This window comes from Candidatus Borrarchaeum sp., assembly GCF_019058535.1.
Classification (GTDB): Archaea; Asgardarchaeota; Sifarchaeia; order Borrarchaeales; family Borrarchaeaceae; genus Borrarchaeum; species Borrarchaeum weybense.
In genome coordinates this window covers 1-15,142 of the sequence record NZ_JAHPYX010000015.1, presented here as the reverse complement: position 1 = coordinate 15,142, position 15,142 = coordinate 1, and the positions used below count along the sequence as shown (strand labels likewise).

Genomic DNA, 15,142 nt, shown 5'->3' with positions numbered 1-15,142 from the left:
TATTAAACCTGTGCTTTCATCAAGATATGAATCGATTTGAGAATCAATTATTCTATCTGCACTTTTTAGAGCAGTTACTTTCTTATCTTCCCAAATGCCACTCACAAGATTGTTTTCTGCAAGACGGGGGACAATATTAACTGGAGCGTTGACAAGCACAGCATCAATTATTTCAAGGTCATATTTTACATCTAGTTTGGCAAAATCATCACCAAGTATCTGTTTCAGTATTTGCTTAGGTTTTGTATGTGAATTATCTCCACCAAAGGTAATGATTAAATCGATCGATTTATCTGCATCATTTTCTAGCATTGTTAAGAGAGAATCATCGATTATTGGCATATAAGAGTGGTCATATATACTTTGACTATTTTCTATACTTTTAGGAGGAAGCGTTGAAAATTGATGTTCAGATTGAAAGGGAAATATGATGATAAAGCTTAAAAGAATGAGTATTATAAGAGAAGAACCTAGAAAATCTTTTTTCAAGTTAATCATATGAATGCCTCTTTTACATTCTTTATAGATACTCTAAATACTGAATTATATATTGTGTGATAATTTCTAACAACACTTAAAAAACAGAAATGACTAAGGTTTTAGAAGTTTACATAGGCTTAAATAATGCAATAATATAAGTTGATGGTATCAAAAATAGTGCGCTATCAGAATACATCTAAATCAATGTAAAACACGGAGGAATGTCCATATGTCCGGAAGAGACAACAACATATACATCGGGCGCAAGCCTGTAATGAACTACGTCCTTGCAGTCGTCACTCAACTCAATCAAGGATCTGACTTCTGTACGCTTAAAGCTAGAGGTCGATCTATATCGACAGCAGTAGATGTCGCCGAGATCGTGAGACAGCGTTTTATGAAAGACATCGTTTTTGTCGATAAGATCGAGATTGATAGTGAGGAGTTAGCCGAAGAAGGGGGAAGAACTCGAAGCGTAAGTACAATCGAAATCACGTTGAAAAAGAAATAAAGACACCAGTAAGCGTGGCGCCCCATTTTTTCCACGTTAAGTGAAGTGCGTCGAACCTATTGGCAATAACAAAACTAAACTGTCTATTATACAATAAAAGCTAATTCATTTTCTTTTTTCTAATAAAACAAAATGTGTAGAATTTTCTCACAAGATTTAAAATAACTTTTTGACTCCATGGATATTGTAAAGAGCATATTAAATGCTTTAGTTCTTATGTCGCTATTTTCTAGAGACAAAAATCTAAATTCTCATTTCTTAGCAAAGGTTATATGTGTAATTAAAGAAAAAATGATAAGACTACTTGGATGGAGAGTATGTGTCACAAAGCAACGTAAAAAAGGTTCTTCCTTTAGAAGTTACAAGATCACTCTCGACAGATATGATCCTTCCAGGCAATACTATCAATGTACAAATCTTGGTTACAAATACAACACAGCATCCCATAGAATCACTTTATATCACTGAGGGAGATATCCAACCCGCTCATGAGGTTGAACTTTTCCCAGTTACAGAAATTGACTCTATGCAATTCATTCATCAAGGTATTACTCCCCCCACGAAACAACATTCTTTTCAGTATTCAATTACTCTCCATCCATATTCCACTTGTGAACATGTTTCAATAGGTGATATGCAGGTAAGCTTTTCTGTAAATAGATTGCCGACTCAAATGACAGTTCCTGGGGCAACGATAACTGTAGAAAGCATACCAATCGAAGAACTTGAAATATCTGAGGGATATTATTCATGTCCAAATTGTGCGGAACACCTTGAGCTTGATACTGTATTATGTACGCGCTGTGGTTTTGAAATCAATCAAGAGACGTTACATAAAATTTGGTCAAATCATACCGGTCATATGAACCTTATTGAAGAAGAGCTTATCCAAAGAGATAAAAAACAAGAAATCCAAATGGATGAAATGGTCAAATCAGAAGAAATACCTGACCAAGTGGAAGAGAAGCCGGTTCAAGCTGAATTACCTGACCAAATGGAGATAATATACTTAAAACAGGCCGCACAATCTTTTCAAGAAGATAACTGTGAAGAATGTCTCTTAAATCTCAAAATTGCAGTTCAGATCATAAAAAAAACTCATCCAACTGAACTTCAGAGTTCGAATGGCGTTGTAGAAAAACTATTGACGAATATTGTGAAATATGATGGAAAATCAGTTAGCAAAAGAACTGCTGCAACAAGCTTGAAGTTCATAATTAATTTTATAAAGTCGTTGAAAACTGCAGCTAGTGAATAAGCCCATTAAAACTTCAACCTGAAGAAAACCTCCCTTAAGGGGAGTTTAAATGATTTAGTTTTTATGTTCTTATGATAATTAATATACAAAACTAAAAATGTGAGCTGCTGCTTTTGGAGTCCTATGATGTTTCTCTTAAGTTAATAAATTACGATCTTATTCTTCAACCTCACGTTTTTCTCGATGTAACCCCTATACAACATCTGTTAGAATATGATGCAAAATTCAAGAATTTTAAAGCACTACCTATGTTTTTTCCAGAGATTATGCAATTTCTTACTTCAGAATATGCTGTGAAAATCGATTTTACTTATGGAGAAAAACTTAGTTTTGAAACGGTCTCTAAATATTCTCTCCGCCCTTATCAGGAAGATGCATTACGTAAATGGATTGAAAATAATTACAAAGGCATAATTTGCCTTCCTACAGGCACTGGGAAAACATTCTTGGGTCTTGATGCTATTCACAACACAAAGAGTAGAACGCTAGTTATTGTTCCGACCATAAGCTTATTGTACCAATGGCGATCAGCAATTGTTGAGCATATAGGAGTATCAAAGGAAAATATTGGTATTTGGGGTGGAGGGAAGCAGGAATTAGGCGACATCACTATTACTACATACGACTCTGCTCACATATACGTGAAACGCTTTCAAAACTCTTTTGACCTCCTTATTTTCGATGAAGTGCATCATCTGCCTGCTCCAACTTATCGTGCAATTGCAGAAGGGACAATCGCTTCAAAAAGATTAGGACTGAGTGCAACTCCAGAAAGAAGTGATGAGTTACATCATGATCTTGAGATTCTGGTAGGAAAAGTTGTTTTTAGACTTGAACATAAAGAATTAGTAGAAAATGGGTATGTCGCACCTTTTGAGCTAAAAACAATAACAATAGAATTATCAGAGGATGAACAAAGAAGATATAATGATTTAGACAAAATATACAAGGATTATGTTAAAAAATACCATGTTTTTGATTTTGAAAAATTAGTTCTAAGGTCTGGACGAGACAAGAAAGCTAGAAAGGCACTTTTAGCACGCCAAGAGGCCAGAAAGATTTCATTTGGCAGCGGACGAAAATTGGATGTACTTGAAGAACTCTTGATACAGCATCAACATGGTAGAGTCATTATCTTTTGTGAATTTAACGAGATAGTTCACGAGATAGCAAAGAGGTTTCTCATCCCCGAAATCACACACAAAACCAAGTTTGAAGAACGAAAAATATACTTGGAGAGTTTTAAAAACGGTCAGTACTCTAAACTTGTTACTGGACGAGTGTTGGACGAAGGATGGGATGTTGATGCTAACATAGGGATAATCGTTAGCGGGTCAGGTTCAAAAAGACAGTTCATTCAGAGGCTAGGGAGAATTTTACGACCTTCTAACACACATTCAAAGGCAATCCTATACGAACTTGTAACAAAGGAAACACTTGAGGTCTCAACCGCATCCCGAAGGAAATAAAGAGACTATAAGATCTACTCATTTTAATTTTCTTTGTGGTTCTATCGCAATTAAAATAAGAAGTAAAATAATATATGATAAAATAATCTCAAAACAAATTATATCTTGAATGATTTGGGGGCTAATGGAAATGTCAGCGGATGACGCACGTGTTTATATGGATTATACTGCTTCATCACCAGTTGATCCTAGAGTTGTTGAGGCTATGATGCCTTTTTTTACTAGAAAATATGGAAATCCCGCTTCTTTTCACTCATTTGGCGCTGAAGTGAGAGAACCAATGGAAGAGGCCCGAAACAAGATAGGCCAATTAATCGGTGCTGAAGATCCGAAACGCGAGATTATCTTTACATCAGGCGCAACCGAGAGTAGCAATATCGCAATAAAGGGTACCGCATATCGCTCTAGAGGTAAGAACCATATCATCACCACGGCTGTAGAACATATGTCTGTAATAAACATCACTAAAGCGCTTATGAAAGAGGGTTTTGAAGTAACTGTAATACCTGTGGATGAATATGCAATGGTAGATCCCGGTGCTATTAGTGACGCAATAACTGAAAAAACATTTTTAGTCTCTGTAATGTACGCAAATGGTGAAGTCGGTTCAATACAACCTATTAAGGAAATTGGGAAGATAACACGAGAAAATAAGATATTCCTTCATACAGATGGCGTAGCCGCAATTGGAAAGATCCCAATAAATGTTATAGATGAGAATATTGATCTTCTATCTTTTTCTTCAAACGATCTCTATGGACCTAAAGGAACAGGAGCACTTTATGTTCGAAAGGGCGTGAGTATTCAGGGTGTTCTGCAAGGTGGAGGACAAGAAAGAGGAATTAGAAGCGGTACTGAAGATATTCCCAGTATAGTTGGATTTGGAAAAGCAGCTGAACTTATCCAAGAAGAAATGACGCAAGAAAACAAACGCATAGAAAGAATTAGGGACAAAATTATTTCTGGAATTTTGGACAACATCCCCGAATCATATTTAAATGGTCACCCTACTAAAAGACTTCCAAATAATGTTCACGTAAGGTTTAGTTATATTGAAGGTGAGTCTCTTATCCTTGACCTAGACGAAAAGGGTATTGCATGCAGTTCGGGCTCAGCATGTGCTGCTAAAACTCTAGAACCTTCTCATGTGCTTAGAGCTTGCGGCTTACCTCATGAATTGGTTCATGGGTCAATTCTATTTACGATGGGAAGATGGACGAAAGAAGAAGATGCAGATCGCGTAATTGAGGCTTTGCCCCCTATTGTCAAAAGATTACGGACTTTATCACCGTTAACTCCGAAAGAGCTGAAGGAGGCTTAAAAAGTGGCAGGTATTTATTCCGAAAAAGTTTTAGATCATTTTAGAAATCCAAGAAATGTTGGAGAGTTGGCAGACGACGAGGACGTCGGTATCGGAAAAGTTGGGAACCCAGTCTGTGTAACACCAGAAACGTTAATTCATATGAATAGTCATCTCAACCGAATTGAAATTGCGTCTCCTGAAGACAGAGTACTCACTCACAATGGTTTGTATCACAAGGTAATTCACAGGACGGAAAGAGAGTATGATGGCGACATCCTGATTCTAAAGAACAAGTTTGGAGAAGTTACAGTAACACCTGAACATATGGTTTTAGCTATAAGGTTGCCTAAAGGAGATAAGTTCTTGCGAACGGAACACAGACAAGGGCTTAAATCAGCTTGGTATCACGCTGAAGATCTTAGAAAAGGCGATATAGTCCTTTATCCCATTCTGAAAGAGATAAAAGATATGGAATCCATAGACTTCAACGTAATGAGATCAGAATGGGATTTCAGAAGCAAACCGATTCACGCAAAGATACCTATTGGTGAAGACTTCCTTAGATTATGTGGTTACTTCATTTCCGAAGGGCATCCGAGAGAAGAGCCTTCAAAGACATATATAGAGTTCAGTCTAAACATCAATGAAAGAGGTATCGAAGAAGACATTAGAGAAATAACAAAGAATTTATTTAACATTGAAATCAAAAGTAAGGAAAGACCGGAGAGAAAAACGCGACAAGTGCTCATCTCTAGTGCAATGCTAACAAGATTCTTCAAAAAACTTTTTGGTGATTATGGATACACTCGAAAGCTACCCCATTTCATGATGCTCCTTCCACCAAGTAAACAAAGAGCACTCCTATATGGGCTGTGGAAAGGAGACGGCTATATTAATATTGAAAGGAAAGGTGCAAGGGCAGGATATTCTACCACTTCTTTCGAACTTGCACAGCAAATAAAGATGCTACTATTAAGGCAAGGGATTGTCGCTTCAATGTATACCGATAAGGCCTATATTAAGAATGGCATCAGACATAGACAGAGTTACAGATTACATGTAGGACAAAGAGATTCCTTGAAAAAACTATGTAATTTCATGGGTTTAACATATAATCCAAAATCTCATGCTTCTCGTGATTCATGGTTCGATAATGACTTTGTTTATATTCCAATAATGAACATTCAAAGAATTGAATATTCGGGAAAGGTCTACAATCTAGAGGTCAATAAAGATCATTCCTTCACAACCGAAGCGTTTTGTCTCCATAACTGTGGGGATTTGATGGAGTTTTACGTTCGCGTCGATCCAGAAACGGAAATAATTAAAGACATCAAATTCAAGACGTTTGGGTGCGGTAGTGCAATTGCGACCTCCAGTATGACTACTGAGTTAGCAATAGGAATGACCCTTGATGAAGCAATGAAGTTAACACGTAGTGATGTTGCTACGGAATTAGATGGTTTACCACCAAGAAAAATGCACTGCTCGAATTTGGCAGCAGATGCGCTTCATGCGGCTATCGAAGACTACCGAGCTAAAAGGGAAGGAAGACCCAGACCAGGCCCCAAAGATGAAGATCATCATGACCATGCTTGTGAGCCTTAAATCATTAAAACTCATGGGCTTTGAGCTCTATGGGATTTCCAATTCGTCTCCTCAAATATAAACTAAAGAAAATACACAATAACAAGTATCTACAGCCCTTTTTTCTTTCAAGCCAAGATCATGATTTTACTGTCAAGATCAAGGCGACAATTGAGTTTTTCGAGAATTTTATCACTCAAGGTCTAAAAAGAGAGTTTTTCGATAGAAATAAGATCATTGAGTCTTTTGACGATTACAAAATTGGCAGTTGTGTTTTTCACACCCTTGGACGTTATTATGAGTTTCAAGCACCGGTTTTCGATGCTTTTGAATCCAAATCTTCAAATTTCTTAAAAGAGGGTATTACTTCACCGGATAAACTTAGAGTTTTTCTTTTTAACAAAATTAATTCTGATAAATCAGGATTTTTATCGAAAGAAAACAAAGACGCATTTTTAAAAAAGATAGCAGACTTCTTTGCTGTTGATATCCAAATACTGGAAGAACTACTTTGGCTTGATGATGAAAATAATCAAAGATTAATTTGTACAAAGGATCAGCCTCCTACTATAATAGATATAGTAAATACTTACAATTGGAATGTGATTGATACTCTCGTTAAAAATTCATTAAGTATTAAATTTCAAGTGAAAGATGCTACAGGTACTTTTGCGAAGAGACTCCACTGGCTCTGCAAAAAGTATGGATTATTTTATGACATGAACTATGATACGCAGGCGATTCTACATGTACGCATATACGGGGTTTATAATGACGATCCACAAGATTAAATGTAAAAAGAGGAGTGAAATCTCTTTTGATGGGATTATCTAAGAAGAAATTTCATAATTATGGCGAGAGGCTATCAATCATCTTTCACCAGATAATTAGATCACTGTTAAAAAGCAAGAATGAATTTACTTTTGAAATAAAAGTTCTTCATAGAGATAGGTCTTATCTTGTCTCATCGGAGGTAAATGAATTCCCTCTTCAGGCCACATACCTGAAGCCCGAATTTGTAGAAAAATTTGATGAAAAACCAGTGTTTGATAGCTTAGTTGAGGAAAAATTTTTTAATTTCTTCGAAAAAGAAGTTCCAAAAGGATGGGGAGTGGTTCACGAGCCTGAACCGATCATAGTTCCTGAGACTGGCACCCTCTTTATACCAGATTTTGCGTTGATGAGAAGTAATGTTAAGGTTTATTTAGAGATCATTGGATTCTGGACGGAACGTTATAAGAAGAAAAAAAGGGAAAAATTAAGGATTCTAAAAGAGTACACATCCCCAACTATTAAATTGATTTTATTGATCGATAAGAAGTATAAAGACTTCTTCAAAGAGGATTTGGGATTTCCAACTGTTTTTTATTCATCAAAGGGAATCAAAAGTATAGAAATTCTTAATATCCTAGAAAAGAGTTTCTCTGATTTTAGCAATCGACTGAAACTTATAACTAATCAAACTAATGAAATAGCTAAAAAAATTGAGAACGCATTAGAGAATAAAAAATATCTTTCAATGGAAGAGTTATTCAGCATTCTAAACTGCTATTCGGCTGAGGAATTGCAGAAATGTCTGGAAGTCCCAGCAATAGTTGATATCCTTTCACAAAATGAACTGATTTTTATACCACATCTCCTGTGCCTTAAAAAGGCAACTTTAATCGAATTTAGGGAGGCTCTAATCGCATTATTCTCAAAAGATGATAAAGGAGAGTTGCAGCTTAAGTTTATTGAAAATTGGATGAAACAAAACTATGATTTCCCAATAAAACTTACAGGTATATTAGATTACTTTGGAGAATTTGAAGTTAATTGGAAAAGTATCCATAATCCAACTGTTAAATATGTTGGAGAACATGATTGAGGCAGAAAATTAGAAAAATTAAAAGTGGTAGTTGAATCTACTTTAGAAACCGAACCTTCCACTCTCTGATTTCGTTAGCAATGTTTTCCTTTTCCTCTTGAGACACTTGATCAGAACCCATTGCTTTGTATTTTCTTATTGTGCTATTTATTTCGTACATTGCGGGATGAAATGTCTTCATAATACCAGATTCTTCAATATCATCCCTTAAAGTTTCGAGTGATTTATTAACTTCAAGGTAATTTCTTGAATCCATAATGACGTCGATATTCTTATCGAAGATCTCAGAAATTTCTTCATATTTCAATTTTGCTTTCCATTCAGCTGGAGGTTCAGGTACTTCAACTACTTTGGGTGTCGGCGGCGGTGCCGTTTCTTCCATTCTAGGAGGCGGGGCTGCAGCTCTAGTTGTTTCTGCTGCTTTTACTCCCGCTTGTATTGTTTCAGAAGCCATTCCAAAGCCAATTATTATACCTCGAATCTCTTGTAATTGTGAAATCAAAGATTGTAGAGTATCAATCATTCTATCGATCTTTGGAGTAAGTCTCTCTGCCATATGTATCAACCTAGGTATTTCTTGTCGACCTATGTAATTAAGGTTTTGCTATTTCTTGACATCGATCCAGATTTCTGTTCGTAGATCTTCGGGTTTTACTGATCTAGGGTCATCCAGATACTTTTCTAAACTCCAGAAAATTATTTCATAATCATCTTTTGTCACTCGCTGCTCAATTTCAGGGTATGCTTCTGCTAGTTTATCATATGGTCCATAAACTGTAACCTTAGCTACGAAAGATGCTTTATGCTCTTTCAACTTCAAGGGATCCTTAAAATTTGCGTTTTCAGCACATGAATACCCAACAGCCCAGAAATGCTCATCCTCATTTGCTACTTCATTGGGATCAGTGTAAAAAATAGCGAATACTGGACCTCTCATAGCACGAAATAAGTTTTGGGCCGCCGTTAATTGCATTAATTGAGTTATTTTATCAGGGATTTGGCTATATACTCCTTTGGCTTCTAAAGCCAAATAATTAAATGCTGCTGTCTGTTCATATTTTATGTCGAATTTGATTCCTTTTTCTGCCATAATATTGACCTCCAATTTTCCCCTACTTGTCTCATTCTAATCATGCAGAAATGCTACTTATTATAAAATATAGTATATGTAAAAACCCTATACAGGAACAAACAATGAATCAATTACTTTCGTTTCTGCTTTTCTTAAGTGTTCTAATAAGGTTGCTGTACTTATTCCAAAGTGATTTGCTAACTCTTGAGAAGATACTTTGCGAGGGGGGTCGTAATATCCTCTGTTTTTCGCAGTAGTCAAGATTTCTTTTTGTCTTTCTGTTAAAGATGACAGAGTATTTTCTTGACTTGGCTTTTGGAGACTCACAACCTTAAAGTTAATTCCGAAGTTGTTCAAAGTATTAAGAAATAGTTTAATATTTTCATTATCACCAAAAAATGAGAGTATTACTTTCTCCTCAGAGAGATAAAACGGAAGCGAATAAATTAGATCAGCATTAATTGACTTAAGGAGCTCAGCTGCACGATCTTCGAGTTTCGCTTTAAAAAAACAAACAAATATTCCATCCTTGTCTCCAAGTGGCTCGATTGTCATGCCTAATGCAGTTGTAACAGGTTCTAAATCTCTAAAGTTAATACCTCTCCTTAGTTTTACTTTGCAGATTCCAGATTCACTTGCACTATGCGTTTCAATTTTGAAAGTATCCATACCTTCAATATATTCTATCTTCGATAACAGGTCTTGGTAGCCCATCATTTTTAGTAGTGCCGGATCAAGTTCTAATATCACTTTTCTGTGCATATTTATCATTTTCTGTAGATTTTATTCAGTAACAGCACATAAAGTATCGATCATTCTTTTTTCAGCCTTTCGTAAATGCTCTAACATTGTTGATTTGCTTATACCTAATTTTTCTGCAAGTTCATGTGATGAAATTCTCCTAGGATAGTCATAATAACCATATTTTCGAGCAGCGAGCATGACCTCTTTCTGTCTATTAGTTAAACAAGAAAGATCGCTTTGAAATTGATTGGGGGTTTGAATGGCAGCCTTGTAAGAAATTTTAAGGGATTTCAACAAGTTTAAGTAAGCCTTAATTGAATCAGAAGTACCCAGGAAAGATACAATGTATTTTTCTGGTGAAAGATACAACGGAAGCGAAATCAGCATATTATCAAAATTTAGGGATTTTATAAGTTCAGTCGGCAGCCCATCTACTTGTGCCTTAATAAAGCAAGTAATGACTCCATTTTCTTCTTCTAAAGGTTCAATTGTGCCCATTTTAGGGTCAATTAAATCTGATATTTCAAAACCCTCTTTTAACTTGACTTTGAACACCCCAGTTTTTTTAACTGTCATTACAGTTTCAGAAATTTCTTCAGGGTCGATATTGAATAGATTAGTTCCTTCTAGCCATTCAATTTTTGATAATACGTCTTGTAACCCTTTCTTATACGGATTTTTAATTACAGTAGCGGGATCAATTTCCAGTATTACTCTCCGCATTATCCTCAACTCAGTAAATACTTGTCGCCCAGCTTATAATAATTTATATATACCCGTCCCAGTAAGGCATAAGACTTTTTTAAGACAGGTTGACCTAACTTTATCTGTCAATAAACCTATATCATCAACAAAAGATCAGAATCATTATCTTCTGAACCCCTCAATATATGGAAAAGAAAAAAATGAAAGATGTCATAAAAGAATAAACAATTTCTTAAGATGTGAGTGAGAGGATGGGAGAAAACTTCTGGTGGTTCATTTTATTATTAGGATTAACGTTATTGTCTATTGTGTGTATGAATTAGATACAATGATGAGGGAGTTATATCAATTTTGAAATAATTTATTATCATTGTTCAAAAATACAAATGTTTATAAGTTTCGAAAGATGTATAATTTGCGTAAGTTATGCAATTATCAACCATTGTGTTAATGATTCAAATTATGGATCTAAGATATATAGTCAAAATCTTCAACGTTAACGTTTCATAATATGGGTGCTAAAAAAATGAAAAGTATATCAAGTGGCCTGAATGTTATCGAGGCAGATGACGTTTGGAAGGTCTACAAAAGAGGAAAGACAGATGTTGAAGCTCTTAGAGGTGTTAGTTTTCGAGTGAGAGAAGGAGAAATAGTGGCAATTATGGGAAGCTCAGGCTGCGGCAAGACTACACTTCTAAATATCATCGGGGGACTTGACACACCAACTAAAGGTAATATTAGAGTCAATGAGATCGAGCTTTCTAGTTTGGGTGAGACTAAACTGACAAAATTCAGAAGAGAAAATATCGGGTTTGTCTTTCAGTTCTATAACCTTCTACCATCTCTAAGCGCCCTAGAGAATGTACAACTGCCTTTGATTGCGCAAGGAAAATCAAAAAAAGAGAGACTTGAAAAAGCTACTGAATTTCTTCAAGCCGTCGGATTAAATGACAGATTGTATCATAAACCAGGAGAACTCAGTGGTGGAGAACAGCAAAGAGTCGCAATTGCTCGAGCGATAGCAGTTCAACCTTCGATCATATTGGCAGATGAACCCACAGGTGACCTTGATTCAAAAACTGGAGAAGAAATCATGGAATTACTTAGACAAATCAATGATCAAGGTCAGACCGTTATTGTAGTTACGCATGATGACATGATTGCAAAAACTACAGATAGAATAATTAAATTACGTGATGGAAAAGTTATAGAAAATTCTGGAAGTTAGGAGAATAGCAGGTTGAAGTTAGGGTTTCTTTTCATTTCCATTCGCGATTTGAAATCAAAGAAACTAAGAAATGCGATTACCGTTATAGGGATCGCAGGAATCATCGTCAGCTACATTGTAATGATAGCAGCTGCAAATACAATGGACACCCTTGTTGAGCAAACATCTGTAGCCTATGATTACCGTCTCTTCGTAATGAAGAGAGGTAAAGAAGACCCAACAGTCAGTCAAATGCCGGAATGGTATGTAAAAAAGATTGAAAGAGTAGTAAATCCTGAATACATAGACGGCGTAAGTGGATTTTTGTGGTGGATGGTCGACAACTCTACTAATGATGATGATAGTGAATTTTTAACCATGCGAGGACTTCAAGTCGATTCTTATAAACAAGTTATCGAAAAATATGAGATAATAGCTGGAGAGGAATTAAGCGATGCTCAAAAGGACCGGAATTACTGCATGATCGGAATCAATGTTGCAGAAAAACACGGGAAAACGGTGGGCAACACGATAGTCCTAAAGGAACATACTTTCACAATCAAAGGTATATTCTCGGCATCAACTATAATTGACTCTGAGATCTGGTTAACCATGCGGGACGCGCAAAATCTCGTTGGTAAGTTGCATAAAGTAAGCTTGATCGTTGTAAAAGTCACAGATCATGATTACGTGGAAGATGTAAGAAGACAAATCGAAGACAATATTCGTGGAGTTGTTGTATTCGAAGCAGATGAATATATGGATGCTAATGCTGAAGCTCTTGATAGTTTTCGTGGTGTAATACTTGCAGTTTCAATGATAGCCTTGGTAGCGGCTATTCTTGGCATGATGAATACAATGACAATGACACTTCGAGAGCGCAGACATGATATTGGCATCATGAAATCAGTAGGTGTTTCAAATAAGTCAATTGCGCTGATATATGCAGTAGAAGCAGTGTTTCTTGGATTCTTAGGTGGAATTGTAGGAGTAATTCTAGGGTTCTTTATGCTAAATATTTTTGGAGTATCAAACGTTGAGTTGGCAGGCTATCTAATTTCTATTAACCTCACATACCAATTAGCGTTTGAATCTGTTATCATATCCACAATTCTAGGATTGATAGGAGGTTTATACCCAATAACGAAAATTTCCCGTAAACGGGCGTTAGATATACTACAGAAATTCGGCTAGGTATAGAAAATGACCAAAGTATTCGATGTCTTCCGTTTAGCATTGAAAGATATTCGTTCTTACTGGAGGTCATTAGCTACTCCAATCATCGGCGTTGCCATTGTCATTTTGATTTTTACGAGCATGATGGCTGCAGCTGATGGCCTGCGTGCGACATTTTCTAGTGCAGGAGTTGACAACATTCTTGTTCTTGAAGAGGGGAGTGCTACCCCTTGGAGTTCCGTCCTTGCTCGAAACATGAGTGAAGAATTAGAAGAGATTCAAAATGTAGATGTAGTTTCTGAAATGGTTACAGGATTCACCCTTGACGAAAATAACCGCTTTAATCTTATAAGAGGTGTTGATGTAGACACGTATGAAAATGTCACTAATGTGAAGGTATTAGAAGGCAGAAGCCTGAATATCAACGACACTATAGCTCTTACTTCACGTATTATGGTGGGTCAATACTTGGCGGACGAGAAAGACCTCGAAGTAGGTGAGTATTATAAAATAACGCTTTTTCATGGATTGGAAAATGAGACTGAGGATGAAGTTACGCTAGAGAAATACAAATTTCAAGTGGTGGGTATTTTTGCTACAGATACAATGCAGGACAGCGAAATGTGGATGCCTGCATTTAAAGCTCGTGAAGTTCTGGAAATGGAAAATAATGAGACTAGCTATTTCGTTGTAAAACCAAATGATCCTTCGAATATTGATCAGGTAATTCAAGATATCGAAGCAAGCATTGATGGTATTGATGCCGTTAAGGAATCAAACGTTTGGAAGTCCATGACAGATATGCTTGACCAGTTTTTGGTTATAATGGACTTAATTGTAATAACAACAGTCTTGGCAGCAGTTATGGGCATATTAAATGTCATGATTAATTTAATTGATGAACGACGTCACGAAATCGCAATTCTTAAAGCAATCGGTTTTGAAAACTCTTCAGTTCTTTTACTGTTTATGATGGAAGTCATACTTGTAGGTTTTCTGGGTGGATTAATTGGGAGCTTTGGGGCGATTATAATCTTTCGAGTGATCGGTTTTACAGTCAGTTCTGCTGGATTTACATTTAAAGCCGTCTTGACAACTCGAACAATTATCAGTGCTATTCTACTTTCGACAGGAATTGGAGGACTTGCAGGATTATATCCAGTCATTAAAACAATTAGAATTAAGCCGGTAGATGTTTTAAGAACGTGACAGTCATAATATTCTACAAGATCGACATCTGTTAATAGAGTTGAACACAAATAGCAAGGTTTTTATAGTCTAGCAAATAACGATATTTCGGTGTCATAAATGGGGTGTCACCTTCCATATTAATCAAATTTTTATTAACCCCAGACAAGATGCCATACGACAAACGCTGACTTTTTTTGACCTTTTGAAACAGTCGCGTTGGAGGTGCTCTTTTTGAGAGGTGACTTAGTTCCAGAGTGGATTAGCTATTAAACGTTCCCGATATGGAAATAACCTGTATAAACAGAAAAAGAAAACGCTTAATAACATTCTATTTGCGTCATCCATCGGAATTGACTATATAGTTTTTGATTTTGAGGGAAATGCATATGACATAACACCCTCAGAGTTGTCAAAAGTTCTTCAGAAATTAGAAAAGATCGATGGATCCTCAAAAATTATTGTAACACTGGCCGCTAGAGCCGATCGCTTTGGCATACATACTGCACACTCTGAGCTTGATGATTTTATTGAGTTATCAGAGTCATTTACTAACTTGGGTTTCTGTCTCGTTG

15 protein-coding genes and 1 pseudogene are annotated in these 15,142 nt (G+C 36.2%); 11 read left to right on the top strand and 5 right to left on the bottom strand.

Annotated elements, in window-relative coordinates; translation table 11 throughout:
• The coding region (locus QVB70_RS01055) for a hypothetical protein (protein WP_287582491.1) at positions 1-498 on the bottom strand (498 nt) is incomplete at its 3' end.
• Positions 499-709: 211 nt separating this feature from the next.
• Between QVB70_RS01055 and albA the strand changes: the two genes are divergently transcribed.
• The 8 genes and pseudogenes from albA to QVB70_RS01020 all read left to right on the top strand — a co-directional run bounded on the left by albA (position 710) and on the right by QVB70_RS01020 (position 8,475).
• Complete coding sequence (albA, locus tag QVB70_RS01050) at positions 710-991, top strand: DNA-binding protein Alba (protein ID WP_287582488.1); 282 nt, start codon at positions 710-712, stop codon at positions 989-991.
• A 319-nt stretch (positions 992-1,310) separates the two neighbouring features.
• Complete coding sequence (locus QVB70_RS01045; protein ID WP_287582486.1) at positions 1,311-2,249, top strand: hypothetical protein; 939 nt, start codon at positions 1,311-1,313, stop codon at positions 2,247-2,249.
• A gap of 113 nt (positions 2,250-2,362) precedes the next feature.
• A complete protein-coding gene (locus QVB70_RS01040; RefSeq protein WP_287582485.1) occupies positions 2,363-3,718 on the top strand; it encodes a DEAD/DEAH box helicase in 1,356 nt (451 codons plus the stop codon).
• Between the two features lie 130 nt (positions 3,719-3,848).
• Entirely contained in the window at positions 3,849-5,039 is a 1,191-nt protein-coding gene (locus QVB70_RS01035) for a cysteine desulfurase family protein (protein WP_287582483.1), read from the top strand.
• Positions 5,040-5,051: 12 nt separating this feature from the next.
• A pseudogene (locus tag QVB70_RS18415) lies at positions 5,052-5,156 on the top strand (iron-sulfur cluster assembly scaffold protein); the annotation flags it as partial.
• A gap of 24 nt (positions 5,157-5,180) precedes the next feature.
• Positions 5,181-6,629 (top strand): iron-sulfur cluster assembly scaffold protein, encoded by a 1,449-nt coding sequence (locus QVB70_RS01030; RefSeq protein WP_342766530.1) that lies wholly within the window; start codon positions 5,181-5,183, stop codon positions 6,627-6,629.
• A gap of 29 nt (positions 6,630-6,658) precedes the next feature.
• The gene (locus QVB70_RS01025) at positions 6,659-7,399 is read left to right on the top strand and encodes a DUF790 family protein (protein WP_287582479.1); all 741 of its coding nucleotides are present in this window, start codon (positions 6,659-6,661) and stop codon (positions 7,397-7,399) included.
• Positions 7,400-7,428: 29 nt separating this feature from the next.
• Positions 7,429-8,475, top strand: a complete 1,047-nt coding sequence (locus QVB70_RS01020; RefSeq protein ID WP_287582477.1) for a DUF790 family protein — start codon at positions 7,429-7,431, stop codon at positions 8,473-8,475.
• Between the two features lie 37 nt (positions 8,476-8,512).
• Here QVB70_RS01020 and QVB70_RS01015 read toward each other — a convergent pair whose 3' ends face one another.
• The 4 genes from QVB70_RS01015 to QVB70_RS01000 form a co-directional block, all read right to left on the bottom strand.
• Positions 8,513-9,031: a hypothetical protein gene (locus tag QVB70_RS01015; protein WP_287582476.1), complete on the bottom strand. Its 519-nt coding sequence runs from the start codon at positions 9,029-9,031 to the stop codon at positions 8,513-8,515.
• A gap of 48 nt (positions 9,032-9,079) precedes the next feature.
• Positions 9,080-9,565 (bottom strand): GyrI-like domain-containing protein, encoded by a 486-nt coding sequence (locus QVB70_RS01010; RefSeq protein WP_287582474.1) that lies wholly within the window; start codon positions 9,563-9,565, stop codon positions 9,080-9,082.
• Positions 9,566-9,652: 87 nt separating this feature from the next.
• Positions 9,653-10,309, bottom strand: a complete 657-nt coding sequence (locus tag QVB70_RS01005) for a helix-turn-helix domain-containing protein (RefSeq protein WP_287582471.1) — start codon at positions 10,307-10,309, stop codon at positions 9,653-9,655.
• 21 nt (positions 10,310-10,330) lie between these two features.
• Complete coding sequence (locus QVB70_RS01000; protein WP_287582469.1) at positions 10,331-11,014, bottom strand: helix-turn-helix domain-containing protein; 684 nt, start codon at positions 11,012-11,014, stop codon at positions 10,331-10,333.
• Between the two features lie 508 nt (positions 11,015-11,522).
• Here QVB70_RS01000 and QVB70_RS00995 point away from each other — a divergent pair.
• Genes QVB70_RS00995 through QVB70_RS00985 form a run of 3 tightly spaced genes read left to right on the top strand, consistent with a single transcriptional unit; the run spans position 11,523 to position 14,588 of the window.
• Complete coding sequence (locus QVB70_RS00995; protein WP_287582468.1) at positions 11,523-12,224, top strand: ABC transporter ATP-binding protein; 702 nt, start codon at positions 11,523-11,525, stop codon at positions 12,222-12,224.
• A gap of 12 nt (positions 12,225-12,236) precedes the next feature.
• Entirely contained in the window at positions 12,237-13,397 is a 1,161-nt protein-coding gene (locus tag QVB70_RS00990) for an FtsX-like permease family protein (RefSeq protein ID WP_287582466.1), read from the top strand.
• Between the two features lie 9 nt (positions 13,398-13,406).
• Positions 13,407-14,588, top strand: coding sequence for an ABC transporter permease (locus QVB70_RS00985; protein WP_287582463.1), 1,182 nt, complete (start codon positions 13,407-13,409; stop codon positions 14,586-14,588).
• The last annotated feature ends 554 nt before the right edge of the window (positions 14,589-15,142 follow it).

Bases quoted from the DNA above. Each gene is read 5' to 3' on its own strand.
- QVB70_RS01035 (WP_287582483.1), top strand. From the start codon at position 3,849: ATGTCAGCGGATGACGCACGTGTTTATATGGATTATACTGCTTCATCA.
- QVB70_RS00985 (WP_287582463.1), top strand. From the start codon at position 13,407: ATGACCAAAGTATTCGATGTCTTCCGTTTAGCATTGAAAGATATTCGT.
- QVB70_RS01000 (WP_287582469.1), bottom strand. From the start codon at position 11,014: ATGCGGAGAGTAATACTGGAAATTGATCCCGCTACTGTAATTAAAAAT.
- QVB70_RS01015 (WP_287582476.1), bottom strand. From the start codon at position 9,031: ATGGCAGAGAGACTTACTCCAAAGATCGATAGAATGATTGATACTCTA.
- QVB70_RS01020 (WP_287582477.1), top strand. From the start codon at position 7,429: ATGGGATTATCTAAGAAGAAATTTCATAATTATGGCGAGAGGCTATCA.
- QVB70_RS01030 (WP_342766530.1), top strand. From the start codon at position 5,181: ATGAATAGTCATCTCAACCGAATTGAAATTGCGTCTCCTGAAGACAGA.
- QVB70_RS01025 (WP_287582479.1), top strand. From the start codon at position 6,659: ATGGGATTTCCAATTCGTCTCCTCAAATATAAACTAAAGAAAATACAC.
- QVB70_RS01010 (WP_287582474.1), bottom strand. From the start codon at position 9,565: ATGGCAGAAAAAGGAATCAAATTCGACATAAAATATGAACAGACAGCA.
- albA (WP_287582488.1), top strand. From the start codon at position 710: ATGTCCGGAAGAGACAACAACATATACATCGGGCGCAAGCCTGTAATG.
- QVB70_RS00995 (WP_287582468.1), top strand. From the start codon at position 11,523: ATGAAAAGTATATCAAGTGGCCTGAATGTTATCGAGGCAGATGACGTT.
- QVB70_RS01005 (WP_287582471.1), bottom strand. From the start codon at position 10,309: ATGCACAGAAAAGTGATATTAGAACTTGATCCGGCACTACTAAAAATG.